A 24,825-nucleotide genomic window follows, 5' to 3' on the forward strand; every position below is an offset into this window, starting at 1 on the left:
GTCGTCGGCGAGGACGCGCGAAGACACAGTCCGGTATGGGTTAGTCCGGGCGGCGTTGTGCTTTCACGGCATGCAGGCTTACCTGTGCGTCCCTTCCTCGGAAGCGACGAAGGGACAACTGTGTCTGTGATCATCGTGGGCGCCGGCCTGGGCGGCTTGAGTCTCGCGCACGGCCTGCGCCGAGCCGGAATCCCGTGTCGGGTATACGAACGTGACGAGTCGCCCGGCGCGCGCAAGCAGGGCTACCGGCTGCACATCAGCGGCGTCGGCGATACGGCGTTGCGCGACGTACTGCCTCCCGAGCTGCACGAACTCTTCCGCGCCACGGCGGGCCGGGCGCTGCCGCACACGAACGTCTACGACGATCAGCTGCGGCTGCTCACGCGCCTGGAAGACGAGGGCACCCACCTCAACATCAACCGCTTCACCCTGCGGCAGATCCTGCTGCACGGCCAGGAAGTCGCCTACGGCAAGCGATTCACGCACCACGAGACCGACGAAGACGGCGTGACCGCGTATTTCGCCGACGGCACTTCCGCCCGCGGCAGCCTCCTGGTGGGCGCGGACGGCATCAACTCCGTCGTGCGGCAGCGGTACCTCCCGCACGCCCAGGTCGTCGACGCCGGGCTCGTGCACCTCTACGGCCGGACCCCGCTCACCGCGGAAACCCGGGCGCTGTTCGAGCCCGAGATGTTCGCGGTGTTCTCGATGATGGTCGGCCCGGACCGGACGATGGCCGGGTTCGCGCCGGTCGACTACCCGGAACCGGTCGCCGCCGCGTGCGCCCGGCTGGCGCCTGACCTGCGGCTGCGCGACGACGAGCCGTACATGACGTGTTCGGTCGGCGCCCGCTGGGAGGTCGTCGGCCACGACGAGGCGGAGCTCGCCGCGATGACCCCCGGTGACCTGCAGAAAGTGGCCCTGGGGCTGGTCGACGGCTGGCACTCGCTGGCCCGCGCGATGGTCGAGCACTGGGACGTCCCGGCGACGTTCCCGCAGCCGATCCGCACCAGCGTGCCGATCGGGCCGTGGGAGCCGTCGCGGGTGACGCTCGTCGGCGACGCGATCCACGCGATGAGCCCGGCCGGCGGCGCGGGCGCCAACACCGCGTTGCGCGACGGTGCGGCGCTGGCGTCCGCGCTGGCCGGGTCTCCGCCGCTCGAAGCCGTGGCGGCTTACGAGCCGGCGATGGTGGGCTACGGGTTCGCCGCGGTCCGGGAGTCCGCGGAGAACGGACGCCGGTACCTCGGGCAGAACCCGCTCACAGCGGAAGCGTGAACGGCGTGCACTTCGGCGTGTAGGACGAATCGAGCGCGTGCAGGATCAAGCCGGTGACGTTCGGGTCGACCGCCTGGCTCAGGTGCCCGGACGCGTCGGCGGCGCAGAAGTCCTGCAGCACGATGTCCGTCGCCCCCGGCTCGTTCATGATCCCGCTGGTGTACGGCGTCACGACTTCGTCGTACTCGCTGACGATGCTGGTGTACGCCGGCCCGGCAACGTGCACACCGCCGCGCGCGAGGTCGTCCAGGAACGCCGACGGCGCGAGGTACTCCTTGCACGAGCCGCAGGCGGTCTTCAGGACCAGGTCGAGCCCGGGAACGGTGGTGAGCAACGCTTTCGCCAGCTTGTCGAGGCCGCCGAGGGTGGTGCCGCGGTAGTTCGCGCCGAAGCCGACGAAGTGCGCGACCTTCGCCGCGCCGCCGTCGTACTTCAGGTAGTACGCGGGCATGGTGCTGCCTTCGGAGTGGCCGACGATGTCGACCTTCGCCGCGCCGGTGGTGGACCGCACCCGGTCGACGAACCGGCCCAGCTGCGCGGCGCTGTCGCGCATCGAGGCGAGCCCGCCGACCCCCGGGCCGAGGATGCCGGTGCCGTAGGTCAGCGAGAAGACGCAGTAGCCCTGGGCGGCGATCTTCGGCGCGTGGAAGAACCAGTTGACGGTGTCGTTCGCGCCGAGGCCGTGCACCAGCACGACGGGCTCCGGATGGGCGGCCGACGGACGGCAGCCCCAGTCGTTCCAGCCGCTGGTGGGCGCCGCTTCGGCGATCGCCGGCGCGACCGCGCCGAAGGTGAGCGCCGCGGCGAGCACGGTCAGGATTCGCTTGACACCGCCGTTGGTGACCCGCATTCCGTTGCCTCCAGTTACCCGTCAGTAGGTGATGCAGATCATGGTCTGTCACATACCACTGGAGGCGAACTGGGAGAACGCTCAGAGATGACGGGTGTTCGTTGTGACGGGTGACAACGACGTCTTGCGGGTCCCGACGACGATCCCGGCCACCGCGACGAGACCGCAGAGCCACGCGAACCAGTCGCCGAAGCGGGCGTACGGGGTCTTGCCCGGGCCGATCGGGACGTCGGCGACCACCACCGTGAACGGGCCGCCGCCGGTGTGGGCATCGGCCAGGACGTGGCCCTGGGCGTCCGAGAGCATCGGCGTGCCGCGGGCGGCGCTCCACGCCACCGAAAAGCCGTTCTCGACGCCGCGGATCAGCGCCGTGCGGCTGTGCTCCCAGCCGTCGGCGTCCTCGTCGGAGGCCGGGATGAGCACCAGGCCGGTGCCGGCTTCGCCGTATTCGCCGCCGGGGTCGGCGAAGTTGACGTCCATGCACACCATGAGCCCGATCCCGGCGAGGTGCGCGAGCCCGGTGCCGGAGGCGATGTTCTTCGAATCCCCGTTGTGCCACTTGCGGTATTCGACCGGCGCGCCGGACGGCGGAATGGCGAGGGCGGCGTTGAACCGGCCTTCGGGAGTGGTGTCGAGGACGCCGGTGACGACGTCGAGGCCGCGGACCCGGGCGATGTCCGTGAAGGCGTCGACGAGGCGCGGGCGACTGGCCTCGTCCACCGCGAAGGCGGCTTCCGGGAGCACGACGGCCTGGACGCCGTCCGGCAGCCGGCGGATCTGGTCCACATAGGACTGGACGAGAGCCTGGCCGTCCGGGGTGGCGACGTCCACGGCCCAGCGGCTCTGCCCCGGCGCGACCAGGGCGATCCGCGTCGACGGCCCGGCGGGCGCCGGCACGGTCCAGAAGACGAGCGCGCCCAGTGCGGCGGCCACGGCGACCAGCCCGGCCGTGCGGGACCGGGCCCGGACCCCGGGGGCGAGCGCGGCGGCGACGGCGGCCGGGACGAACAGCACCAGGAACTCGACGCCCCAGCCGCCGGTCACCGCGGCGATCCGCAGGACGTCCGGCTGGTCGGCCTGGGTGGTCATCAGGGTGCCCATCAGCCCGGTCGGGTTCAGCAGCGAAACGACGTAGAGCGCGACGGTCCACAACGCGGGCGCGGCGAACGCGGCCACCAAGCCGTGGCGGCGCCGGACCAGCAGCCGAAACAGGCCGACGGACAACGCGAACAGCAGCGCGCTGCCGGCGAGGATCGCGATCGCCGCCGGACGCGGGACCGCCAGCGAATGCCAGAAGTAGCTCCAGGTGCCGGCGCTGCCGGCAAGGTAGGCGAGGAACGCGCAGCCGAGCGCGGCCGCGCCCGGGACGCGGGGTGCGAGCAGCAGGATCGGCAGCGGGGCGAGCCACGCGAGTTCGGGTACCGGGTCCAGGCCCGTGCCGAAGAAGAACAACACCGCCGACGCCACCGTCGCGACGACCGCCCACCCGAGCTTGTTCATCGCTGCCCCTTTCGTCCGATCGACGGTCGCAGCGAACCGGGCCGGACGCACTGGGCCAGACCACCGGATCGGTGGTCGGGCCGGCCCTACCCTGCCTGAATTGCCGGATATGCCGGGAAAGCGCTTACCGGTTCATGGAGAGTTCAGCCAGCCGTCACGCCTTCGGGATCGGGTGCCGGGCACCCGCTGGGTAGCGTTTTTTCGCAGCGACTTCGGGACGGGAGAGTCACCTATGGACTTCTCACTGATCGTGCTGGTGGTGATCGTCGCGGCACTGGCCTTCGACTTCACCAACGGCTTCCACGACACGGCCAACGCGATGGCCACTTCGATCGCGACCGGCGCGCTCAAGCCGAGAGTCGCGGTCGCCGTGTCGGCGGTCCTGAACCTCGTCGGCGCGTTCCTCTCGGTGGAGGTCGCGAAGACGATCTCCGGCGGCATCGTCGACGACACCAAGGTGACGCCGGTGATCATCTTCGCCGGCCTGGTCGGGGCGATCGTGTGGAACCTGGTGACGTGGCTCATCGGGCTGCCGTCGAGCTCGTCGCACGCCCTCTTCGGCGGCCTGATCGGCGCCACCTGGATCGCCTCGGGCTCGGACGCCGTCCACTTCGGCAAGGTCGTCGAGAAGGTGCTGATCCCCGCGCTCGCCTCGCCGATCGTCGCCGGGATCGTCGCGACGCTGGGCACCTTCCTCGTCTACCGGATCACCGCCCGGGCCAAGGACAAGACCGTGGGCAAGACCTTCAAGGCCGGTCAGATCGCGTCGGCTTCACTGGTCTCGCTCGCGCACGGCACGAACGACGCGCAGAAAACGATGGGTGTCATCACGCTGACGCTGATCGCGTCGGGCTCGCTCGCGCCGGGCTCCAACCCGCCGATCTGGGTCATCCTCACCGCGGGCGCCGCGATCGCGCTCGGCACCTACCTCGGTGGCTGGCGGATCATCCAGACGATGGGCAAGAAGCTCACCGAAATCCAGACGCCGCAGGGCTTCGCGGCCGAAACCAGCGCCGCGGCGGTCATCCTCACCTCGGCGCACCTCGGGTTCGCGCTCTCGACCACGCACGTCTGCTCGGGCGGCATCATCGGCTCCGGCCTGGGCCGGCGGCTCGCCGAGGTCCGCTGGGGCGTCGCCGGGAAGATGGTCGTGGCCTGGGCGCTGACGCTGCCCGCCGCCGCGATCGTCGGCGCGGTCGCCGCGGAGGTGTCGACGCTCGGCACCTGGGGCACGGTCCTGATCGGCCTCGCCGGGGTCGTCGTCGCGGTGGGCATCTACCTCGCGTCGAAGCGGAACCCGGTCAACGCCAACTCCATCAACGAGTCCGAGCCGGCCGTTCAGCCGGCCAACGCCTGAGGAGCGCCATGCACATCGATTGGGGTTCCCTCGGTCTCGTCTTCGTCGTCGCGCTCGCTTCGGTGGTCGTGCTGACGAGCCTGTTCTCGTTCGGGGTGGTCGGGCTCTCGCAGCGCGAGTCGGCCCGCGAATCGGGTGCCTCGGGCACCGGCCCGCTGGCCGGGGCGGTCATCTGCTTCGCGCTGTGCGCGGCGATCGTCGGTTACGGGATCTACTTGATCGTCGCCTGAGCGCGTTCCCGGAGCCCGTCCGGGAGCCCGCCGAGCATCGGGGCCAGCGTGCTCCGGCGCTCGGCGCTCAGGTGGTTCAGCATGTCGAGCGCCGGGGTCCACAGGGCTTCGTCGGCCCCGGCGGCGGTGATCACGCGGCCGAGCCGGTGCGCCGGGAGCAGGCCGACGACGTGGTCGATGCGGTTCTTGTCGTCGAGCACGAAGGCGATCCGCAGCAGGCCGGGGTCGTCGATCTCGTCGAGGGCGCGCCGCACGGTCGGGTCGGGCAGGTGCCCGACGAACCGGCCGAGGGTGATCCAGTCCTCCTTGCGCCCCAGTTCGGCCGCCACCGCGAGGACGGTTTCGAGGGGGATGCGGGAGATGATCGCGCTCGCGCGCCGCGGGTCGAGCTCGGCCGCGACCTCGGCGAGGAACCGCGGGTGCAGCCGCTTGGCGACGTCGACGCCGCGGGAGACCTCGACCAGCCCGGCGATCCGCGCGCACAGCAGCGGGCCGAACACCTTCTCGGCGATCTTGGCGAGCACCCCGCCGGGCAGCAGCCGCGCGGCCAGCGCCATCCGCTGCAGCACGGCGATGTTCGCGTCGAACAGCGTGTCGGTGACCTGTTCGCGGAACGCCTGCAGGTCGTCGGCGTCGACGCGGGCGAGGTACTCGAGCCGCGCCGGCTCGACGTCGAGGACGCGCGCGAGCTTGAGGATCTCGGCTTCGGCCGCGTAGTCCGTCACAGCCCGACCGCTTTCCGGACCGCGCCGCGCAGCAGCGCGGGGACGTACCGAAGGCCCTCTTCGCCCGCTTCGGCGAGGGCTTTCGCCTGACGTCTGCGCGCGTCGCGCAGCGCGTCGGCGAGGTCCTGCCGTTCGTGCTCTTCGAGGGCCTCGATGCCTTCGGGGAGGTAGCCGCCCAACTGTTCGGCGAGTGTGCGCTCGGCCATGGTGGAGATCATGCATCATGCGGACATGAGCATCGAGACGTCCACGGTCCGTGTCGGCGACCTCTCCGCGTACCTGGCCCGCCCGTCGGGTGGCTCGCAGCGCGGGATGCTGCTCCTGCCGATGATCACCGGCATCGGCGAGCAGGTCCGGGCGTGGGCCGACGAGCTGGCCGGCCGCGGGATCACGGCGTTGACCTGGGATGTCTTCCACGGCGCGAGCACCGACAACACCTCCCGCGAGGACCTCGGCGCCAAGCTGGGCGAACTGCGCGACGAGACCGCTTTGGCCGAGCAGACCGCCTTGCTCGACCATCTGCTCGGCGACCTCGGCTGCACGTCGGCCGGGGTCATGGGCTGGTGCCTCGGCGGCCGCTTCGCGCTCCTGCTCGCCGCCCGTGACCAGCGGCTTTCCGGCGTCGTCGCGTACCACCCGACGGTCCGCGACCCGGCGCCGCCGAACCACGACCTCGACACGGTCGCTTTGTCGACCACGATCACCGCACCGGTGCTCGTCGCCTACCCGGAGGCCGACGCCGTCGTCTCGCACGAGACGTTCGCCCGCCTGCAGACGGCGTTGCAGTCCCGCCCGCGCGGCGCGACGTTCACCCAGCACTTCCCGGGCGCCGAGCACGGCTTCAGCGACTCCTCACGGCACGGCACCGCCGTCAACGCCGACGCGTACGCGCTGTCCTGGCCGCAGACGCTGGCCTTCCTGGACGCCCTCAAGGGTTGACTTTCGGCAGTGGTCGCCCGCGGTCACGGCTTGTAGCTTCGAACCTGTGCGAGAGGTGACGAAGCGCAGGTGGCGCGTGGTGCTGGACGTGCTCCTCGGGCTGTTCCTCGCCTTCACCGTGGTCGTCGGGGCGCCGTCGTACTGGGAGTTGGCCGGCGGCCTGGTCGTCGTCGCGGGATCGGTCGTGACGGCCCGGCGGTACCCGGCCGTCTCGCTCGGCATCGCCCTGGCCGGGACGCTCGCCGTCCCGTTCCCCTACGGCGACCGCGTGCCGGTGTGGACGGTGTTCGTGCTGGTGGCGATGAGCTACCAGGCCGCGCTGCGGATGGAGCGGGCCCGGCCCGCCCTGCTGACGGGCGCGGCCGTCTCGCTGCTGGGCATCCCGCTGTCGCTGCTCGTCGGCCCCGACGGCCTCGGCGACTGGGGCTCGATGATGGCGATCCTGGTGTTCGCCGGGCTCTCGCCGTGGCTGCTCGGCCGCTACGTCCGGGTGCGCGGCGAGCTCGCGCGCACCGGCTGGCGCCGGGCCGAGGAGATGGAGAGCAGGCAGCGGCTGGTCGCCGACCAGGCCCGCCTGCGCGAGCGCGCGCGGATCGCCAGCGACATGCACGACTCGCTGGGCCACGAGCTGAGCCTGATCGCCGTCCGGGCGGCGGCGCTGGAGGTCGCGGGCGGGCTCGACGACGTCCAGCGCGACGCGGCCGCGGAGCTGCGGACCAGCGCCGCGGCCGCGACCGACCGGCTGCGCGAGATCATCGGCGTCCTGCGCGAAGACGCCGCGCCGGTCGAGCCGGTGCAGGGCGACCTCGGCGAGCTGATCTCGCGGGCGCGGGCGTCCGGCTTGCTCATCGACGCGCGAGTGGACAGTGAGCTGGCGCCCCCGATGGTCGCCCGCGCCGCGTACCGCGTGGTGCAGGAAGCCCTGACGAACGTCGCCAAGCACGCGCCGGGCGCCGCGGTGACCGTGCGCGTGACGAGCACCGGCTCGCAGACTTCGGTCCGCGTCGTGAACGCGCCGCCCCCCGCCGGCCCGCTGCCCGGCGCCGCGTCCGGGCACCTCGGGCTGATCGGGCTGCGCGAACGCGTCCGGCTCGTCGGCGGGACGCTGCGCGCCGGACCGCACGAAGGCGGGTTCGCCGTCACCGCGACGCTGCCGCACGACGCCGCGCCGGTCGAGGAGACCCCGGAGCTGCGGGAGGCCGCCGACGACGAGGTCGGGCAGTCGACGTCGGCCCGGGCCCTGGAGGTGGCCCGGCGCGACGTGCGGCGGAGCCTGTTCCAAGCGGTCGCCGTCCCGCTGGCGTTGTTCGGGGTGCTCCTCGCGGTCAGCGGAATCGCCTTCCTCTACCAGTGGAACTCTTCGGAGCTGCCCGGCGGCGTCTACGACCGGCTGCGGCTCGGGCAGCCGCGGGCCGAGCTGACCCTGCCGGAACGTCAGCGCGCCGCGCGTCCGGTGCGCGGGGAGCCGCCTTCGGTCCCCGGTGCCGCGTGCGAGTACTACGGCACCGGAAGATCGTGGCTCGACAACGACTACGCCGCCTACCGGCTGTGCTTCGCCGACGGGAAGCTCGTGTCCAAGGACTGGTTCACCGAGGGGGGATCGTGATCAGGGTCGTGCTGGCCGACGACGAGGCGTTGATGCGGGCGGGGGTGGCGGCGATCCTCGGCGCGGACGCCGGGATCGAGGTCGTCGCCGAGGCCGCCGACGGGCGTTCGGCCGTGGCGCAGGCGCTCGCCACCCATCCGGACGTCGTGCTGCTCGACATCCGGATGCCCGGGCTGGACGGCCTGGGCGCGGCGGCCGAGATCCGGCGGCTGCTGCCGTCGACCGGCGTCATCATGCTGACGACGTTCGGCGAGGACGAGTACATCGAGCGCGCGCTCGGGCTCGGCGCGGGCGGGTTCCTGCTGAAGTCGGGCGACCCGCGCGAACTGCTGGCCGGCATCCACGCCGTCGCCGACGGGGCCGCGTTCCTCTCGCCGAAGGTGGCGCAGCGGGTGATCGCGCGCCTGTCGGGCGGCCGGCTCTCCCGGGCCGCGGCGGCGCGTGCGAAGGTCGCGGTGCTGACGCCGCGCGAGCGGGAAGTGCTGACGTTGCTGGGTTCCGGACTGTCCAATGCGGACATCGCGGCGCGGATGTTCGTCGTCGAGGGCACGGTGAAGGCGCACGTGAGCACGATCCTGACCCGGCTCGGCGTGAAGAACCGGGTGCAGGCGGCGATCACGGCGTACGAGGCGGGGCTGGTCGGGGGAGACGCGGAGGCCGCCAGCCGCTGATGTCCTTGCCAACCCGGGCGGTCACCTGGGCCGGGAGGGCCTTGAGCAGGGCGGTGCGAATCCCGACCGCGACCGGGTTGGTCAGCTGCGGCCCGGCCTTGCCCGCCCGCACCGACGCACGCGCGACCCGCTGGCTGCGTGGTCGTCTTTCGGCGTCGTAATGGGCGAGGGCGGCGTCGAGATTGTCCACTGTGGACAGATTGTGCGCGAGTACGACGGCGTCTTCGAGGGCCTGGCAGCCACCCTGGCCGAGGAACGGCGGCATGGCGTGCGCGGCGTCGCCGAGGAAGACGACCCGGCCGCGGAGGTAAGTCTCGAGGGGCGTCGCCAGGTGGTAGAGGTCGTGGTACAGCAGGGCTTCGGGCGGTGTCCCGTCGATGAGCGCCGGGATCGGGTCGTGCCAGTCGCCGAAGTGCTCCTTCAGGTACGCCTTGAGGTCGGCCGGGCGGGCGCCGGGCCCGGCGACGTAGGAGACGAACCAGTAGACGTCGCCGCCGGTCAGCGGGAGCACGCCGACCTCGGTGCCGGGGGCGAAGGTGGTGCTCAGCCCGGTGCCCGGGTGGTGGGTGACGCCGCGGAACGCCACGCTGCCGCTGTGGACGGGCTCGGGGTGATGTGGGAAGAGCGCCTGCCGGATCGGGCTGCGGATGCCGTCCGCGGCGACGACGAGGTCGGCCCGGATTTCGCCGCCGCCGAAGCGGACGACGCCGTCTTCGGTCACTTCGGTGACTTTGGTGCCGGTGCGCAGGCTCTCCGGGGGAAGTGCGTCGCGCAGGCCGGCGATGAGGTCGGCCCGGTGGATGCCGGCGAGCGGCCGCCCGTGGACTTTTCGGAAACCGGCCGCGTCCCACCGGGTGACCCACCTTCCGCGGCGGTCACGGAGCCCGCCCTGGTCCTGGGCGACGAGGTGTTCGCCGAGGTCGACGCCGAGTTCGTCGAGGCAGCGCAAGGCATTCGGCCAGAGCGAGATGCCGGCGCCGACGTCGCCGAGCTCTTCGGCTTGTTCGAGAACGGTGACGCTCCACCCGACCCGACGCAGCCCGATCGCGGCCCCCAGCCCGGCGATGCCACCGCCGACCACCACTGCTCGCATGACTCCTCCTCTACAGGTGTAGAGGACTCTACACCTGTAGAGTGCGGTTTCGTGGAGCGTCTTCCGATGATCGGTGACGCGGCGATCGAGGTGATCGCCGCGGAGGGCCTGCGCGGGCTGACCCACCGGGCGGTCGACCGCCGCGCGGGGCTGCCACTCGGCTCGACGTCGTACTACGCGCGCACGCGGGCGGCGTTGCTGTCTTTGACTTTCGCGCGGATTCTCGAGCTGGACCAGGTGGCGGTTTCGTCGGGTGGGTTGGCGGAGTCGATCGCCGGTTACGTGGCCGAGGCGCTGGGACCTGGCCGGACGCGCATGCTGGCGCGGTACGAGCTGGCTTTGGAGGCGACGCGGCGTCCGGAGCTGCGGGAGCAGTACGACTCGGGCGGAGCGGTGATCCGCGGTGCCGCGGCGGAGCTGCTGTCGGCGGCGGGCTCGCCGGATCCGCCGCGGCATGCGGGGTTGGTGGTGGATTGGATGGAGGGGACGATTTTCGGGGTCTTGGTGGGGGCTTCGGGGCTGCCTTCGCGGGAGGCTTTGGTGACCGGGGCCCGGGAAATCCTGACGGGGATCGGCATCGGCTCGGCCTGACGGGAGCGTCCCAAGGCCGCCTTCGATGCGTTGGCCTTCGGTGCGTTGATCGCGACCGAGGCCGCCTTGGGTGCTGGTCTTACCTCGCGAAGTCCTGATCGGCATCGGGATCGGCTGAGTCCGGTTGTCCACAAGCCGGCGCGAATGTGGACAACCGGGCCTCGGCTCCCGGTTTTCCCCGGCTTTGTCGGAGGCGGCCGATACGCTGGAAGCGGGGCCGCCCCCCAGGGAGGGTGGGGGCTCTGTTGGGGTCAGGCGTCGCGGCGGCGTAGCACTGCTGCGCCTGCTGCCAGGGCCGCGCCGGCCCACGCCGCGCAGATCAGCAAGCCCACCCAGGGTGCGTACGGTGCCGGTGCCATCGTGATCGGGTTCGGCCGGCCGGCCTCGACCATTGCGTTCACCCCCGCGATGCCCGGGAAGTACGGGATCAGCTCCGGCAGCCCCAGCGATGCCACGATCAGCGGCAGGGGCACCAGCAGCACGATCACCGTCACCAGCGTCCCCGCCGCGCTGCGCAGGGCCCAGCCCACGCCCGTGCACACCAGACCCAGCAGTGCGAAATACCCGCCCATGCCGAATGCCGTTGTGAAGCCGGCTTCGAGGCTTGTCGGGAGGCCGTGGCCGTTTTTCACCACGCTTGCCAAGGCCATTCCCGCGCAGGAAATGCCCACGCCGTACGCGAAAAGCACCGGTAGCAGCACCGCCGCCTTCGCGAGGACCACGCGGGAACGGACCGGGGTCCACAGCAGCGTCGACCGGATGCCGCCGCCGGTGTACTCGCTCGTGACGAACAGTGTTGCCAGCGCGATCACCGCGAACTGTGTCAGGTAGAAGCCGGCGCCGAGGGTGATCGTGTTCGCTGCCTGGGGGTCGTCGTCGAAGTGCTGGGCGATCCCGGACAGCGTGCTGTAGCCCAGCATCAGCGCCGTTCCCGCGATCAGGCACCACCAGGTCGCGCGGACCGACCAGAACTTCGTCCACTCCGCGGCCACCGCCCCGGACCGGCCCCCGGTACGCACGCTTGAAGCCGTCGCAGTCGTCATGCCGACACCCCGTACTCCACCGAAGAAGCGGTCAGTTCCAGGTACGCCTGTTCGAGCGACGCCGTCAGCTCGGCGAGGCCGTGGACGCGGATCCCCAGCTCGTGCACCAGATCGCCGACGCGGGTGACGTCGACGCCGTCCACCACCAGCTCGCCCGGCTCGCCGGGGTGCGTCAGCGCACCTTCGGCGCGCAACCGGGCGTCGAGCTTCGAACGTTCGCCTTCGGCCGGGACGCGCACCGAGACCGTCGTGCGGGAGTTGTCCGCGATGAACTCCGCGACCGGCGCGTCGGCCAGCAGCTTGCCCTTGCCGATCACGATGAGGTGGTCGGCCGTCAGCTGCATCTCGCTCATCAGGTGGCTCGAGACGAACACCGTGCGCCCCTCGGCGGCGAGTGAGCGCATCAGCTGGCGGACCCAGCGGACGCCGTCCGGGTCGAGGCCGTTGACCGGCTCGTCGAACATCAGCGTGCCCGGGTCGCCGAGCAGCGCGCCCGCGATGCCGAGCCGCTGGCCCATGCCGAGCGAGAACTGCCCGGCCCGTTTACCCGCGACGTCCGAAAGCCCGACCGTCGCCAGGACTTCCTCGACGCGGCTCGTCGCGATGCCGTTGCTCTGCGCCATCGCCTTCAGGTGCTTCCCGGCGCTGCGGCCGGGGTGCAGGGCCTTGGCGTCGAGCAGTGCGCCGACCTCGCGCAGCGGGTGCCGCAGCTCGGCGTAGCGCTTGCCGCCGACCAGGACTTCGCCCGCCTGGGGGTGGTCGAGCCCGACGGTCATCCGCATGGTCGTCGACTTCCCGGCGCCGTTGGGGCCGAGGAATCCGGTTACATGGCCCGGCGCGACGTCGCAGGTCAGCGCGTCGACGACGGTCTTTTCCCCGTAGCGTTTCGTCAGTCCTCTGAGCGTGATCATGGGACGAAGTCTGCGGCCCGCGGGGGTGCGCGGGCATCGGCCGACGGTCGCGGACGGCCCCCGACTTTCGTCAGGGACGTCGGCGGGTGTGCCGGGTCGGGACCGCGGTGGCCGGGTCCTCGGGCCAGGCGTGCTTCGGGTAGCGGCCGCGCAGGTCGGCGCGCACCGCCGGGTAGCCGGTGGTCCAGAAGCTCCCGAGGTCGGCGGTGATCGCCGCCGGGCGGCCGGCGGGGGAGAGCAGGTGCAGCACCACCGGGATGCCGGACACGGTGGGGGTTTCGGTCCAGCCGAAGGTTTCCTGCAGCTTGACGGCGAGCACCGGCTGGTCGGCCCGGTAGTCGACGCGAATGTGCGACCCCGACGGGACTTCGAGCCGGTCCGGGGCGAGCTCGTCCAGCTTGGCCGCTTCCGGCCACGGCAGGAGGGCTTTGAGCGCGGTGCCCGCGTCGATGGTCGCGAGGTCCGCTTTCCGTCGTGCCCCGGACAGGTCGAGCCATCTGTCCACATCGGACAGGAGGGTGGCGTCGTCCACCGCCGGCCACGGTTCGCCGCGGACGCGGTGCAGGAACGCCATCCGCTCGCGGAGCCGGGTCGCGTCCTGGCTCCACTTGAGGAGGCCGAGGCCGTTCTCGCGGAGGCCGGTGACGAGGGCGTCGTGGACGTCCGGGTTCTTGAGTGGCTTCTCGGAGAGGGTGATGGCGCCGAGCTTGCGGACGCGCCGGGCCAGGACGTCGCCGTCCCAGGTGACTTCGTCCACTTCGGACACCGGGGCGACGCGGGTGGCGAGCCGCTCGTCGGCGGCCGCGGCGAGGCGGATGGTGCCGTGGACGCGGCCGGGGTCGCGGGTGGCTTCGGCGATGGCCAGCCATTCGGAGTCGAGCCCGCTGCCCGGCGGGAGTTCGGCCGCGGTGCCGCCGGCCATGAGGTAGACGGGCGCGCCTCCGGGACGCCGCCGAGCCAGCCGTTCGGGATGCGCGAGCGCGACGACCAGCGCGGCATCCGCTCGCTTCGCTACGGTGGGTGTAGTGCATTCAGTCACTGTACGAAGTTCAGTGGCTGAATTATGGTGAGCGACTGGCGGTGGTGCAGCGGATGTACGGGGTGTGCGGGATGCAGGGGGCGTGCGAGGGGCGGCGTTGGCGGGCTCGGCAAGCTCAACGCTTTCAGTCGCACCATTTCTTTCAGTCACACGACTTTTTGCAGCCGAACTACCGCTTTCAGTGACACGACTGCTTTCGGTCGCACTACCGCTTTCAGTGGCACGACTGCTTTCGCTCGCGCTACCGCTGTCGTTGGCGCGACTGCTTTTGGTCGCACTACCACCTTCAGCGGAACTAGCACCTTCAGTGGCACTACCGCTTTCAGTCGCACGACTTCTTTCAGTCACTGAAAACTTGGTCGCCAAGCTCTCGAGGCGCCGGGCTTCGCGCTTCCACCGTCGCGCCGCGTCGTCGCCGGCTGACCGCAGTCTTCGCAACTCCGCGTTCACGTCCGTCAGCGTGGCACCCGCGTCCAGGAGCGCCACCACCTCCGCCGCGTTCCGCGGGCCCACCGCCGCCGCGCCGTCCAACAATGCCCGCGCCAGCCGTGGGTGCAGCCCCAGCTCCGCCATCCGCCGTCCGCGCGCGGTGACTACGCCGTCCGCAGTCGCACCCAGTGTCGCCAGCAACGCGCGCCCCGCCGCGAGCGCTCCCTCGCCCGGCGGGTCCCACCAGGCCAGGCCGCTTCCGTCCGGCGTCGACCAGCACGCCAGCTCCAACGCGAGCCGGCCCAGCTCGGCCGTTCTGATCTCCGGCTCCGGGTACGCCGGCAGCAACGCCTGCTCGTGCGCAGCCCAGCAGCGGTACGCCCGCCCGGGCCCCTCGCGACCCGCGCGCCCGGACCGCTGCGTCGCCACCGCCGCCGAGACCCGCACCGTCGCCAGCCCCGGCAGCCCTCGCCGGTGGTCGACCCGCGGGACCCGCGCCAGACCCGAGTCCACCACCGCGCGCACTCCCGGGACCGTCAGGCTCGACTCGGCCACCGCCGTCGCCAGCACCACGCGACGCCGTGAGCGCGGCCGCAGGACGTCGTCCTGGTGCGCCGCCGAGAGCCGTCCGTGCAGCGGCAGGACGTCCACATCGGACAGCGACAGCATTCCCGACGTCCGCGCGATCTCGCCCGCGCCCGGCAGGAACGCGAGGACGTCACCGTCGCCGGACGACAACGCCGTCCGCACCGCCCGGGCCACACAAGCCTCGATGCGTTCCCCGCGCGCCGGCGGAACGTAGGAGAAGGAAACCGGGAACGTCGGCGCCGTGGCCGTGATGACCGGGGCGTCGCCCAGGAGCGTCGCGAGGCGCCCGGCGGCCACTGTCGCCGACGTCGCCAGCAGCCGCAGGTCGTCGCGCAGCCCCGCGCGGACGTCGAGCAGCAACGCCAGCAGCAGGTCCGCGTCCAGGTGCCGCTCGTGGCACTCGTCCAGCAGCACCGTCGACACCCCGGGCAGCTCGGGATCGCCCTGCACGCGCCGCACCAGCAGCCCCGACGTCACGACCTCGACCCGCGTCCGCGATGACACCTTCCGGTCACCGCGGACGGCGTATCCCACCGTCTCGCCGACCGGTTCACCCAATAGAGCCGCCATGCGGGAAGCGGCGGCGCGCGCCGCCAAGCGACGCGGCTCGGCGACGACGACCCGGCCGGACCCCGAAGCAGCCAGCGCCAGCGGGACCAGCGTCGTCTTCCCCGTCCCGGGCGGCGCGACGAGCACCGCGGTGCCGTGCGCGTCCAAGGCCGAAAGAACGTCCGGCAGGACCGCGCGGACCGGCAGATCGGGGAGCTTCACTTCTCGGTGACCTCGGGAGGGGACGGCAGCTGGTACCCGGACGGCCCGATGTTCGCGTTGAGCGAGCGCAGCCATTCGCCGGAGGAGATCATCTTGCGGATCGCGTCGTCGACCGCGCTCACGCCCTGGGTGTCGCCCTTGCGCAGGCCGACGCCGTAGCTCTCCTTCGAGAACGCCTTCCCGACGACCTTCAGCAGCTCGGGGTCGCGCGTGACGTAGCCCGCGAGAATCACCCCATCGGTGGTCATCGCGTCGATCTGGCCGGCCAGCAGCGCGGTCACGCAGTCCGGGTACCGCGGGTACTCGACCAGTTGCACGGCCTGCGCGAACTTGTCCTTCACCTGCTGCGCCGGCGTCGAACCGGTGACCGAGCACAGCCGGCGCCCGTTGAGCGTCTCCGGGCCGGTGATGTCCGGTGACGTGCGCCGCACCAGCAGGTCCTGCCCGGTGGTGAAGTACGGCCCGGCGAACGACACGAGCTGCTTGCGCTTGTCGGTGATCGAATAGGTGGCGACGACCAGGTCGACCGAGCCGGAGGTGAGGTCCGTCTCACGGGTCGCGGACGTCGTCTCGCGCCACGTGATGTCCTTCGCGGCCACCCCCAGTTCCGATGCGACGAAAGTCGCGACGTCGACGTCGAACCCGACGAATCGCCCGTCGATCGTGCGCTCGGAAAGCCCCGGCGCGTCGAACCGGATGCCGATGGTCAGGTGATCCGTCGCACTGGCACGGGTCACCAGCGAGTCGGTCGGGGAGACCTTGCCCGGCCCGCATGCCGTGGCCGTGACCAGCAGCAACACCGAACCGAGGAGCGTGCGCCACCGCATTCCGCCGCTCCCTCCACCACCGCCGTGCCCTCACGAAGTTCTCAGGTCCTCCCGTTAGCCTAAGTGCGTGGTGCGACCGTCCCAACCCGTGCTGGACGCCGTCGGCACGCTCGCCCGGCTCGGGCTGGCTGCCGTCTGGCTCGTTTCCGGTGCGCTCAAGCTGGCGGATCCGGGCCAGACGTTGATCGCCGTGAAGGCGTACGACGTGCTGCCGGACGCACTCGCCAACGTGGTGGCCATCGCGCTGCCGCTCGTCGAACTCGTGCTCGGGCTGTTCCTGCTCGCGGGCCTGGCGACCCGGTGGGTCGCCGGCGCCGCGCTGGTGATGCTCGTCGTGCTCATCGCCGGGATCGCCCAGTCGTGGGCGCGCGGGCTGAGCATCGACTGCGGGTGCTTCGGCGGCGGCGGGCAGGTGGCGGCGGGACAGACGGAGTACCCGCAGGAGATCCTCCGCGACTCGGGGTTCGCGCTGCTGGCCGTGTGGCTGCTGGCGCGCCCGCGCACGTGGCTGTCGCTCGACGGCTGGCTGGCGCGAGGTCGCGGGAACTCCACCGAGCCCGAGCGCGACTACTCGGGTATCGCGGAAGGGAACTGATACACAGTGGGTGGAGCTGAGCGGACCGCTCGGAAGCGTCGTCAGGCCGCACAGGCCGGGGGAGCGAAGGCGGTGGCCCAGGCCAGGGGCGCATCGACCGACAAGCGGAAGTGGATCATCGGGATCGCCGCCGTGGTCGTCGTGGCCGCGCTGGTGATCGGCGGCGTGATCTGGACGATCTCGGACAAGAACAAGACCGAGGGCCAGACGATCGCCGCCGGGGGCACGTCGCTGGCCGGTGACGTCACGCAGAAGCGCGACGGCGTGGTCGTCACCGTCGGCAAGGCGGGTGCGAAGGCCTCGATCGACGTGTACGCCGACTTCCTCTGCCCGATCTGCGGCCAGTTCGAGAAGACCTACAAGGCCGGCGTCGAGCAGGCGATCAACGACGGCAAGCTGCAGGTGCGCTACCACATGGTGCCGCTGCTCAACGACCGTTCCGATCCGCCCGGCTACTCCCTCGACTCGGCGAACGCGGCGCTGGCCGCGGCCGACGCCGGCAAGTTCCTCCAGTTCCACGACGCGCTGTTCGCGAACCAGCCCGAGGAGGGCAAGCGCGGCTACGACAAGGCGCAGCTGATCAAGCTCGGCCAGGACGTCGGGATCACCGACCCCGCGTTCTCGCAGACGGTCAACGCCGGCACGTACGACCAGCAGGTCAACGACGCTTTCCAGCAGATCGAAAAAGACCCGAAGCTGGCGCAGGACTTCGGCAACGGGCGGAGCGGCTTCGGCACGCCGACGGTCACGGCGAACGGCGCGATCGTCAACTGGCAGGACCCGAGCTGGCTCACGACGGTCACCGGCTGAGTCCGGGCAATTCGCCCACTCGGGGACGGACCGTGGACTAGGCTGAATCCCGCAGCAGGGGAACCGGGGGTCGCGCGCGCACGTCGCACTCCCGGTGACAGGGAGGGCCAGTGGACGGTTCGCGGCAGGGGTTTCACGTCGACGACGGCGCGTACGCGCGGTACGCCCGTGAGGTCGATCCGCTCGGCGACGACGTCAAGGGGGCGGCCGACAAGCACGTCGGCCCGCACGTGACGCTCGGCGGCCACGGCTTCTCCGAGATGGGTGGCGAGTCCGGCTTCTCCGGCGCCTACAGCGGCCGGATGCGCGCGCTGCAGGAGCGGATGCACCGCGTCGGCGGCGGCTGGCGGCAGGTCGGCGACGCCGCCCGGCAGACCGACCGCAACTACGCGGCGGTCGAGGGCGAGCACGGCGACGTCGTCCGGCGCCTCGGGCAGGACCTCTCGTGACCGAGCACCACACCGACCAGCTCGTCCGGCACAGCCTGGACACCACGAACCAGTTCGCGGACAAGCTGCGCCACGACCCGGCCGCGATCGGTGGCGCGCGCGACGCGCACGTCGCGCTGCAGAGGTCGGTGGGGCAGACCCGCGACGCCGCCGCCGATCAGCGCGTGAACCTGACCTCCGCCAGCTCCGGCTCGACGACCGACCGCGCCACCGCGACGTCGAAGAGCCTGGAGCAGGAGGTCCAGGACCTGCTCGACGAGAGCGCCGAGATCGAGAAGGCCGTCGCCGAGGCGGCCGAGTCGCTGCACGTCGGCGAGATCAAGAACGACCAGGTCCGCGACCAGATCATCAAGGAGATCTCGGCGTCGATGAAGGCGCTGGCGGCGGTGAAGTCGATCCAGCCGCCCGAGAGCCGGGCCGCCGCGTCGCGCGACATCCTGATGAAGCTGCAGACGAAGATCAGCCAGCTCACCGGCCAGGCCGCGACCTTCAGCGAGCAGACGATCAACCAGCTCACCGACATCGGGACGCGGCTGGGCGGCGGCGAGCAGACGACGTCGGCCAGCAGCGCGCCGTCGACGAAGGTGGGCTCGTCCTTCAACAGCAACTCCGGCTACTCCGGCGGCTCCGATGGCGGGGGCGGCGGCGGTGGTGGGGGAGGCGGCGGAGGCGGTGGCGGCGGTGCCGTGCACAAGCCGCGGCTGCCGGTCGCGATCCCGCCGCAGCCCGGCTCCGGCGTCGCGATCAACCTGCCCGGCGGCAAGCAGGTCATGGCGCCCAACGAGACCGCGGCGAAAGCCGTGCGCAACGCGCTTTCGCAGCTCGGCGTGCCGTACGTCTGGGGCGGCACCGCGCGGGGCCAGGGCCTCGACTGCAGCGGGCTGACCATGACGTCGTACCAGGACGCCGGCCTGCAGCTGCCGCGGACGGCCGCGCAGCAGACGGTCGGGGCCGAGGTGCCTTCGATCGACCAGCTGCTGCCCGGCGACCTCGTCGTCTGGTCCGGGCACGTGGCGATGGTGATCGGCGACGGCCAGATGGTCGAGGCCGGCGACCCGGTGCAGATCAGCAAGATCCGCACCACGAACGCGGGACAGTCGTTCATCGGCTTCTACCGCCCGACGGGTTAAGTTCTTCCGGTGGCTGACTTCGACATCGACCTGGCTTCTTCGCGGATCGCGGAGCAGGCGGACCGCGCGGGCGCGGAGGCCGAGGCGCGCTTCTCCCGGACCGGTCCGGTGGTGGGCAAGGCGTCGTCCCCGGACAGCACCATCGAGGTCCAGGTGGCGCCCGGTGGGTTGCTGACCGGGCTCACCATCCACCGGTCGGCGCTGCGGCACGGGTCGGCGGTCATCGCCGACCAGATCCTCGAGCTGGCCCAGCGCGCGACCCGCCGCGCGGGCGACAAGATGTACCACGCGCTGGCGCCGGTGGTGGACGCGTCGCAGCTCGAAGTCCTGGGTTACGAGCCGATTCCGGACGACGACCCGGACGCCGACACCTACTCGTACGGAAGGTGAGCGCCGGTGATCTCGACACGTGACCTGATCTCCCAGGCCCGGGCCCGGGAAGCGGCGATGTCCAAAGTGGACGAGCTGCTCGCGTCCGCCACCGGCACCGCCCACGACCTCGACGGCCAGGTGGAGGCGACGGTCGACGGACGCGGCAAGCTGCTGCGGCTGTGGCTGGCGCCGTCGGCGGTGAACCTGGGTGAACGGCTCGGGCCGCTGGTGGTCGAGATCGCCCAGGCGGCCATGCGCGAGGCGACTCAGGACGGCTACAACAAGGTCGCTTTGCTGCTGGGCGAAGACATGACGTTCATGATCGAGCAGATGACCGGGATGCCGGCGCCCGCGCGAGCCGAGGACGACGACCCGGGCATGACGGTCGAGGAGTTCCAGCGGCTGCGCGCGGAGCGACTCGGTTCGGCGCCGCCGGAAACACCCGCACCCCCGAGTGCCGAGGACGAAGACGCCTACTGGGACTCCTTCGACCCGGCTTCGCTGCGCTCGGACCGCTAGTTCACCCCGGCCATGAACTCGCCGAACAGGCGGCTCGCGGCGGGTGAGGTGAACTGGCGCTCCAGCTCCGCGCGGGCGATCCGCTTGCGGAACTCCCCGGCGTGGGAAGCGTCCCCGGCGTCGTGCATGACGTCGGTGATCCACGACGCGAAGGCCTGGTAGTTCCAGACGTGGCTCAGGCACGTCTCCGAATACGCGTCGAGCAGGCTCGGGTCGTCCTCTTTCACGTGCCGCAGGACGCCGCGTGCGAAAACCTCGGCGTCGAAGAGGGCGAGGTGGATTCCCTTGGCGCTCATGGGCGGGACGATGTGCGCCGCGTCCCCGAGCAGGAACAGCCGGCCGTGGTGCATCGGGCTGTGGACGACGTTCCGCAGGGGAACCAGCCGCTTGTCGGCGATCCGGCCGGGCGTGACCGGCCGGCCGAACCGGGCGGCCAGTTCGCTCCAGACGCGCTCGTCCGGCCACTGCGCGAGGTCGTCGTCGAGTGCGCACTGGAGGTAGACGCGGCTGGCGTGCGGGCCGCGGGGGATCATCCCCGCCAGGCCGCGGGAATGGATCGCCATGCCGGACGGCTTCGCGGGTACTTCGGCCAGGACGCTCAGCCAGGCGTAGCCGTACTCACGCGAGTACCGGGTGAGGACGCCATCGGGGACGGCCGTCCGGCTGACCCCGCGGTCGCCGTCGCAGCCGGCGATGAAGTCGGCAGTGATGACCCGGTCCGCGTACCGCACGACAGGGTGTTCGAGGTTCTCCAGGGTGACGTCGTCGGCTTCGAACCGGAGGTCGCCGCCGGCGCGCAGGAAGACGTCCGTGAGGTTCCGGACGAGGACCTGCTGGGGCAGGAAGACGCTGTCGCTGTCGTCGTCGAGCTCGATGGGCAGCTCCTCGCCGTCGAGGAAGAAGCCACCCTCGAGGTCGGTCGGGGCGTCGCTCACCAGCACCTCTTCGAGCCCCCACTCGCGGAACATGCGCACGCCGCGGCTGTCGATGGTCCCGGCCCGTTGCCGCTGCTCGACGTACGCGCGGCTGTGCTTCTCCAGAACGACGCAGTCGATTCCGTTGCGCAGCAGGATGTTCCCGAGGGTGAGCCCGGCGACCCCGGCCCCGATGACGACGACGGTGGTGTGTTCGGTCATGGCTCCACAGTGGACCTCGAAAGCGGCGCCACCAACCGGTGAAGCGACACCGGATACCGGAAACCCGCCAAGTCAGCGCGGGTCCAGCCCGGCCTGGTACCGGCCCGGCGTCTGGCCGACGACATCGGTGAAGGCGTCGATGAAGCTCGACGGGTTGGACCACCCGCACGCCATCGCCGTGTCGAGGACCGACCGGCCCTCGGTCAGGTGGACCAGGGCGTGGTGGACGCGCAGGATGGTGCGCCAGCGCAGGAATCCCATGCCGAGCTCGGCTTGGAACAGGCGGCTGAGGGTGCGTTCGCTCGCCCCGGCGGTCCGGCCCAGCTCGCTCAGCGTCTCGGGCCGCGCGGGGTCGGCGTGCAGGAGACCGGTGACGGCGCGCAGCCGGTCGTCGCGCGGTTCGGGCAGGTGCAGGGACTGCTCGGGCGGCCCGGCGAGCTCGTCGACGACGACCGCGCGCAGCCGCCGGTGGGCGCCGGGACGGCTCTCCCGCGGGCCGGTCAGCGCCAGGAGGGCCTCGCGCAGGAGCGGGCTCACCGCGAACACGCCGGGGTGCGCCACGAGCTCACCGCACGACTCGGCCGGGATGACGACGAGCCGGAAGTCGGTCCGGCCGTAGCAGCGGTGCGAGTGGTCGAACCCCGGCGGCGTCCAGGTGACCCGGTTGGCCGGCGCGACCCAGGTCCCGAGCGTGGTGGTCGTGGCGAACCCGCCGGCGGCCGCGTACACGAGCTGGCCGTCGGCGTGGCGGTGGGTGCCGAGGTGGAAGCCGTGCGGCAGCCAGCCCTTCCCTTCCGGCGTCTCCCCGGGGGGAAGGGTGAAGTGGCGGGTTTCCGGCATCACCCGCCAGCCTACCGGGGAACCGACGGCGGTTACGCCAGCTGGGCGGTGGAGTTCGCGCCGTCCAGGGACTCCCGGATGACGTCCGCGTGGCCCGCGTGCTGGGCCGTCTCGTGGATCAGGTGCAGGACGATCCGCCTCGCCGACCAGAACTGGGGCTCCGGCGGTGACCACGGTGTCGTCGGCAGCTGCACCGAAACGTCCAGCGAGGGCAACGAACGCACGTACGCATCCGTCTCCGCGGCCGCCGCGGCGTAGGCCGACAGCCAGTGCGCGAGGGTCTCGCTCATCGAGTACTGCGCCGTGTCCAGCATGCCGTCCGGGAGGGCGCCGTCCGTGGACTTCAGGACCTGGAGCCACATGCGCTCGCCCGTCGCGAGGTGGCGGATCAACCCGCCCAGGGTCAGCTCGCTGACCGTCGTGCGCTTCGCCGCGTCGGCGTCCGAAATGTCCCGGACCGGGATCAGCAAGCGCTTCCGCACTTCGGCCAGCAGGCCCAGCAGGTCTTCGTGTTCGCGAGTCATGAGGACACCGTAGAACCGAACTAGGCCAGAACCTGACCGGAAGCCGCAATCCCGCTGAGCGGCACCCGAGTTCGGTCAGAGGTCTGGACCAACGCCGAAAACCTGTGTCTTAATTCAAGGCGTGAATTTCGGTCTCTCGACGAGGAGGACCCGGATGGGTCTCGGACGCAGACTGGGCATCGGCGCGCTGGCACTGGGATTGCTGGTGGCGTCGGAAACCCCGGCCCTCGCCGGGAACGGCCCGGCGTACAAGGATTCCTGGCGCCCGGTGAAGGTGCGGGTCGCCGACCTGCTGTCCCGGATGAGCCTCGACGACAAGCTCGGCCAGATGATGCAGGCCGAACGTCTCGGCGTGAAGTCGCCGGCCGACGTCACCACCGGCCGGCTCGGTTCACTGCTCTCCGGCGGCAGCTCGCAGCCGACGCCCAACACGCCCGTCACCTGGGCCGACATGTACGACGGCTTCCAGAAGGCCGCCCTCGCCACGCCGCTCGGCATCCCGCTGATCTACGGCGTCGACGCGGTCCACGGCCACAACGGCCTCTACGGCGCCACCGTCTTCCCGCACAACATCGGCCTCGGCGCGACGCGGGATCCGAACCTCGTGCAACGCATCGGCCGCGCCACCGCGGAAGAGGTCTCCGGCACCGGCATCGACTGGGACTTCGCGCCCTGCCTGTGCGTCGCCCGCAACGACCGCTGGGGCCGCACCTACGAGTCCTTCGGCGAGGTCCCGCAGCTGGCCACCGAGATGACGTCGATCATCACCGGCCTGCAAGGGAAAGAGCTGAACCGGCCGGGTTCGGTCATGGCCACGGCCAAGCACTACGTCGGTGACGGCGGCACCACCGGCGGCGTCAACGAGGGCAACACCGAGATCAGCGAGCAGGAGCTGCGGCAGATCCACCTGCCGCCGTTCAAGGCCGCGATCCAGCGCGGGGTCGGCTCGGTGATGATCTCCTACAGCAGCTGGAACAGCGTGAAGCTGCACGCCAACTCCTACCTGGTCAACGACGTCCTCAAGAAGGAGCTCGGCTTCAAGGGCATCGTCGTCTCGGACTACAACGGCGTCGACAAGATCGACGGCAAGACCGGGTTCACCCCCGAAGAGGTCGAGGCGTCGATCAACGCGGGCATCGACATGGTGATGGTGCCCTACGAGTGGCAGAAGTTCATCGACACGCTGCGCACGCTGGTGCAGGACGGCCGCGTGCCGATGTCCCGGATCGACGACGCGAACAAGCGCATCCTGACCAAGAAGTTCGAACTCGGTCTCTTCGAGCACCCGTTGACCGATCGCCGGTTCCTGACCACGATCGGCAGCGAGCAGCACCGCGACCTCGCCCGCCAGGCGGTCCGCGAATCCCAGGTGCTGCTGAAGAACGAGAACCACGTGCTGCCGCTTTCCAAGCGGGACAAGATCTTCGTGGCCGGCAAGAACGCGGACGACATCGGCAACCAGTCCGGCGGCTGGACGGTCGGCTGGCAGGGCACCAGCGGCCCGGTCATCCCCGGCACCACGATCCTGCAGGGCATCACGAGCAACTCGAAGAAGGTCACCTACGCCAAGGACGGCACCGGGATCGACAAGAGCTACGACGTCGCCGTCGCGGTCGTGGGGGAGACGCCGTACGCGGAGGGCAAGGGTGACCGTCCACAAGGGATGGGACTCGACGCTGCCGACCTCGCCACGCTGCAGAAGCTGAAGGACTCCGGCGTGCCGACGGTGGTCGTCCTGGTATCCGGGCGTCCGCTCGACATCGCGGCGCAGCTGCCGGACTGGGCCGGGCTGGTCGAGTCGTGGCTGCCGGGAAGCGAAGGCCAGGGCGTCGCCGACGTCCTCTTCGGCGCCTACAACCCGACCGGCAAGCTGCCCGTGACCTGGATGCGCAGCGCCGACCAGCAGCCGATCAACGCCGGCGACGGCAAGCCCGCGCTGTTCCCCTTCGGCTACGGCCTGCACTACCCGCGCCACTGGTGACCGTTTCCCCGCCCCCACCGG

General features: G+C 71.2%; 26 protein-coding genes. 14 read left to right on the forward strand and 12 right to left on the reverse strand.

Annotated features, from left to right (window positions below):
- Positions 1-120 precede the first annotated feature (120 nt).
- Complete coding sequence (locus AA23TX_RS21090) at positions 121-1,278, forward strand: FAD-dependent oxidoreductase (protein ID WP_230862643.1); 1,158 nt, start codon at positions 121-123, stop codon at positions 1,276-1,278.
- Here the strand turns inward: AA23TX_RS21090 and AA23TX_RS21095 are convergent.
- Positions 1,262-2,128 carry an alpha/beta hydrolase family protein gene (locus AA23TX_RS21095; protein ID WP_155544604.1) on the reverse strand — a complete coding sequence of 289 codons (867 nt, stop codon included), beginning with the start codon at positions 2,126-2,128 and terminating at the stop codon, positions 1,262-1,264. The two genes, AA23TX_RS21090 and AA23TX_RS21095, sit on opposite strands and share 17 nt — an antisense overlap.
- An 81-nt stretch (positions 2,129-2,209) precedes the next feature.
- Positions 2,210-3,628 carry an acyltransferase gene (locus tag AA23TX_RS21100; protein ID WP_155544605.1) on the reverse strand — a complete coding sequence of 473 codons (1,419 nt, stop codon included), beginning with the start codon at positions 3,626-3,628 and terminating at the stop codon, positions 2,210-2,212.
- A gap of 232 nt (positions 3,629-3,860) precedes the next feature.
- Here AA23TX_RS21100 and AA23TX_RS21105 point away from each other — a divergent pair, with 232 nt between their 5' ends.
- Both AA23TX_RS21105 and AA23TX_RS21110 read left to right on the forward strand, forming a co-directional pair.
- Positions 3,861-4,985 carry an inorganic phosphate transporter gene (locus tag AA23TX_RS21105; RefSeq protein WP_155544606.1) on the forward strand — a complete coding sequence of 375 codons (1,125 nt, stop codon included), beginning with the start codon at positions 3,861-3,863 and terminating at the stop codon, positions 4,983-4,985.
- Positions 4,986-4,993: 8 nt separating this feature from the next.
- On the forward strand, positions 4,994-5,215 hold the full coding sequence (locus tag AA23TX_RS21110) for a hypothetical protein (protein WP_086676319.1): 222 nt from the start codon (positions 4,994-4,996) through the stop codon (positions 5,213-5,215).
- Here the strand turns inward: AA23TX_RS21110 and AA23TX_RS21115 are convergent.
- Both AA23TX_RS21115 and AA23TX_RS21120 read right to left on the reverse strand, forming a co-directional pair.
- The gene (locus AA23TX_RS21115) at positions 5,197-5,940 is read right to left on the reverse strand and encodes a hypothetical protein (protein ID WP_155544607.1); all 744 of its coding nucleotides are present in this window, start codon (positions 5,938-5,940) and stop codon (positions 5,197-5,199) included. The genes AA23TX_RS21110 and AA23TX_RS21115 overlap by 19 nt on opposite strands.
- Positions 5,937-6,146 (reverse strand): hypothetical protein, encoded by a 210-nt coding sequence (locus tag AA23TX_RS21120; protein ID WP_086863938.1) that lies wholly within the window; start codon positions 6,144-6,146, stop codon positions 5,937-5,939. Before AA23TX_RS21120 ends, AA23TX_RS21115 begins: the two co-directional genes overlap by 4 nt.
- Positions 6,147-6,171: 25 nt before the next feature.
- Here AA23TX_RS21120 and AA23TX_RS21125 point away from each other — a divergent pair, with 25 nt between their 5' ends.
- From AA23TX_RS21125 to AA23TX_RS21135, 3 genes are read left to right on the forward strand one after another with little or no spacing between them, the layout of a single operon-like run.
- Entirely contained in the window at positions 6,172-6,879 is a 708-nt protein-coding gene (locus tag AA23TX_RS21125) for a dienelactone hydrolase family protein (protein ID WP_155544608.1), read from the forward strand.
- Between the two features lie 46 nt (positions 6,880-6,925).
- A complete protein-coding gene (locus AA23TX_RS21130) occupies positions 6,926-8,485 on the forward strand; it encodes a sensor histidine kinase (protein WP_155544609.1) in 1,560 nt (519 codons plus the stop codon).
- The gene (locus AA23TX_RS21135; protein WP_155544610.1) at positions 8,482-9,156 is read left to right on the forward strand and encodes a response regulator transcription factor; all 675 of its coding nucleotides are present in this window, start codon (positions 8,482-8,484) and stop codon (positions 9,154-9,156) included. Before AA23TX_RS21130 ends, AA23TX_RS21135 begins: the two co-directional genes overlap by 4 nt.
- On the opposite strand, the gene AA23TX_RS21140 is transcribed toward AA23TX_RS21135, so the two are convergent.
- Complete coding sequence (locus AA23TX_RS21140) at positions 9,101-10,249, reverse strand: FAD-dependent monooxygenase (RefSeq protein WP_196425470.1); 1,149 nt, start codon at positions 10,247-10,249, stop codon at positions 9,101-9,103. The genes AA23TX_RS21135 and AA23TX_RS21140 overlap by 56 nt on opposite strands.
- Positions 10,250-10,300: 51 nt before the next feature.
- Between AA23TX_RS21140 and AA23TX_RS21145 the strand changes: the two genes are divergently transcribed.
- Positions 10,301-10,840, forward strand: coding sequence for a TetR/AcrR family transcriptional regulator (locus AA23TX_RS21145; RefSeq protein WP_230862644.1), 540 nt, complete (start codon positions 10,301-10,303; stop codon positions 10,838-10,840).
- A gap of 251 nt (positions 10,841-11,091) precedes the next feature.
- Here AA23TX_RS21145 and AA23TX_RS21150 read toward each other — a convergent pair whose 3' ends face one another.
- The 4 genes from AA23TX_RS21150 to AA23TX_RS21165 all read right to left on the reverse strand — a co-directional run bounded on the left by AA23TX_RS21150 (position 11,092) and on the right by AA23TX_RS21165 (position 16,448).
- A complete protein-coding gene (locus AA23TX_RS21150; RefSeq protein WP_155544611.1) occupies positions 11,092-11,883 on the reverse strand; it encodes an ABC transporter permease in 792 nt (263 codons plus the stop codon).
- On the reverse strand, positions 11,880-12,794 hold the full coding sequence (locus AA23TX_RS21155) for an ATP-binding cassette domain-containing protein (RefSeq protein ID WP_155544612.1): 915 nt from the start codon (positions 12,792-12,794) through the stop codon (positions 11,880-11,882). Before AA23TX_RS21155 ends, AA23TX_RS21150 begins: the two co-directional genes overlap by 4 nt.
- A 70-nt stretch (positions 12,795-12,864) precedes the next feature.
- On the reverse strand, positions 12,865-15,621 hold the full coding sequence (locus AA23TX_RS21160; RefSeq protein ID WP_155544613.1) for an ATP-dependent helicase C-terminal domain-containing protein: 2,757 nt from the start codon (positions 15,619-15,621) through the stop codon (positions 12,865-12,867).
- Positions 15,618-16,448 (reverse strand): glutamate ABC transporter substrate-binding protein, encoded by an 831-nt coding sequence (locus tag AA23TX_RS21165; RefSeq protein WP_155544614.1) that lies wholly within the window; start codon positions 16,446-16,448, stop codon positions 15,618-15,620. Before AA23TX_RS21165 ends, AA23TX_RS21160 begins: the two co-directional genes overlap by 4 nt.
- Before the next feature lie 88 nt (positions 16,449-16,536).
- On the opposite strand from AA23TX_RS21165, the gene AA23TX_RS21170 reads away from it, so the two are divergent.
- From AA23TX_RS21170 to AA23TX_RS21195, 6 genes are all read left to right on the forward strand, one after another.
- Positions 16,537-17,043: a MauE/DoxX family redox-associated membrane protein gene (locus tag AA23TX_RS21170; RefSeq protein WP_155547205.1), complete on the forward strand. Its 507-nt coding sequence runs from the start codon at positions 16,537-16,539 to the stop codon at positions 17,041-17,043.
- A gap of 72 nt (positions 17,044-17,115) precedes the next feature.
- Entirely contained in the window at positions 17,116-17,853 is a 738-nt protein-coding gene (locus AA23TX_RS21175; protein WP_155544615.1) for a DsbA family protein, read from the forward strand.
- Positions 17,854-17,963: 110 nt separating this feature from the next.
- Positions 17,964-18,302: a hypothetical protein gene (locus tag AA23TX_RS21180; protein WP_155544616.1), complete on the forward strand. Its 339-nt coding sequence runs from the start codon at positions 17,964-17,966 to the stop codon at positions 18,300-18,302.
- Positions 18,299-19,432, forward strand: coding sequence for a C40 family peptidase (locus tag AA23TX_RS21185; RefSeq protein WP_155544617.1), 1,134 nt, complete (start codon positions 18,299-18,301; stop codon positions 19,430-19,432). The genes AA23TX_RS21180 and AA23TX_RS21185 overlap by 4 nt, the downstream gene beginning before the upstream one ends.
- Before the next feature lie 9 nt (positions 19,433-19,441).
- Positions 19,442-19,822, forward strand: a complete 381-nt coding sequence (locus AA23TX_RS21190; protein ID WP_155544618.1) for a YbaB/EbfC family nucleoid-associated protein — start codon at positions 19,442-19,444, stop codon at positions 19,820-19,822.
- 6 nt (positions 19,823-19,828) lie between these two features.
- Entirely contained in the window at positions 19,829-20,323 is a 495-nt protein-coding gene (locus tag AA23TX_RS21195; protein WP_155544619.1) for a YbaB/EbfC family nucleoid-associated protein, read from the forward strand.
- Here the strand turns inward: AA23TX_RS21195 and AA23TX_RS21200 are convergent.
- From AA23TX_RS21200 to AA23TX_RS21210, 3 genes are all read right to left on the reverse strand, one after another.
- Positions 20,320-21,459 carry a 4-hydroxybenzoate 3-monooxygenase gene (locus tag AA23TX_RS21200; RefSeq protein WP_155544620.1) on the reverse strand — a complete coding sequence of 380 codons (1,140 nt, stop codon included), beginning with the start codon at positions 21,457-21,459 and terminating at the stop codon, positions 20,320-20,322. The two genes, AA23TX_RS21195 and AA23TX_RS21200, sit on opposite strands and share 4 nt — an antisense overlap.
- Positions 21,460-21,531: 72 nt before the next feature.
- Positions 21,532-22,299 carry a helix-turn-helix domain-containing protein gene (locus tag AA23TX_RS21205; protein ID WP_155544621.1) on the reverse strand — a complete coding sequence of 256 codons (768 nt, stop codon included), beginning with the start codon at positions 22,297-22,299 and terminating at the stop codon, positions 21,532-21,534.
- A 32-nt stretch (positions 22,300-22,331) separates the two neighbouring features.
- Positions 22,332-22,823, reverse strand: a complete 492-nt coding sequence (locus AA23TX_RS21210) for a mycothiol transferase (protein ID WP_155544622.1) — start codon at positions 22,821-22,823, stop codon at positions 22,332-22,334.
- A 154-nt stretch (positions 22,824-22,977) separates the two neighbouring features.
- Between AA23TX_RS21210 and AA23TX_RS21215 the strand changes: the two genes are divergently transcribed.
- Positions 22,978-24,804, forward strand: a complete 1,827-nt coding sequence (locus AA23TX_RS21215; protein WP_155544623.1) for a glycoside hydrolase family 3 protein — start codon at positions 22,978-22,980, stop codon at positions 24,802-24,804.
- Positions 24,805-24,825 lie beyond the last annotated feature (21 nt).

Origin of the sequence: Amycolatopsis camponoti, from assembly GCF_902497555.1 — a bacterium.
GTDB classification, from domain to species: domain Bacteria; phylum Actinomycetota; class Actinomycetes; order Mycobacteriales; family Pseudonocardiaceae; genus Amycolatopsis; species Amycolatopsis camponoti.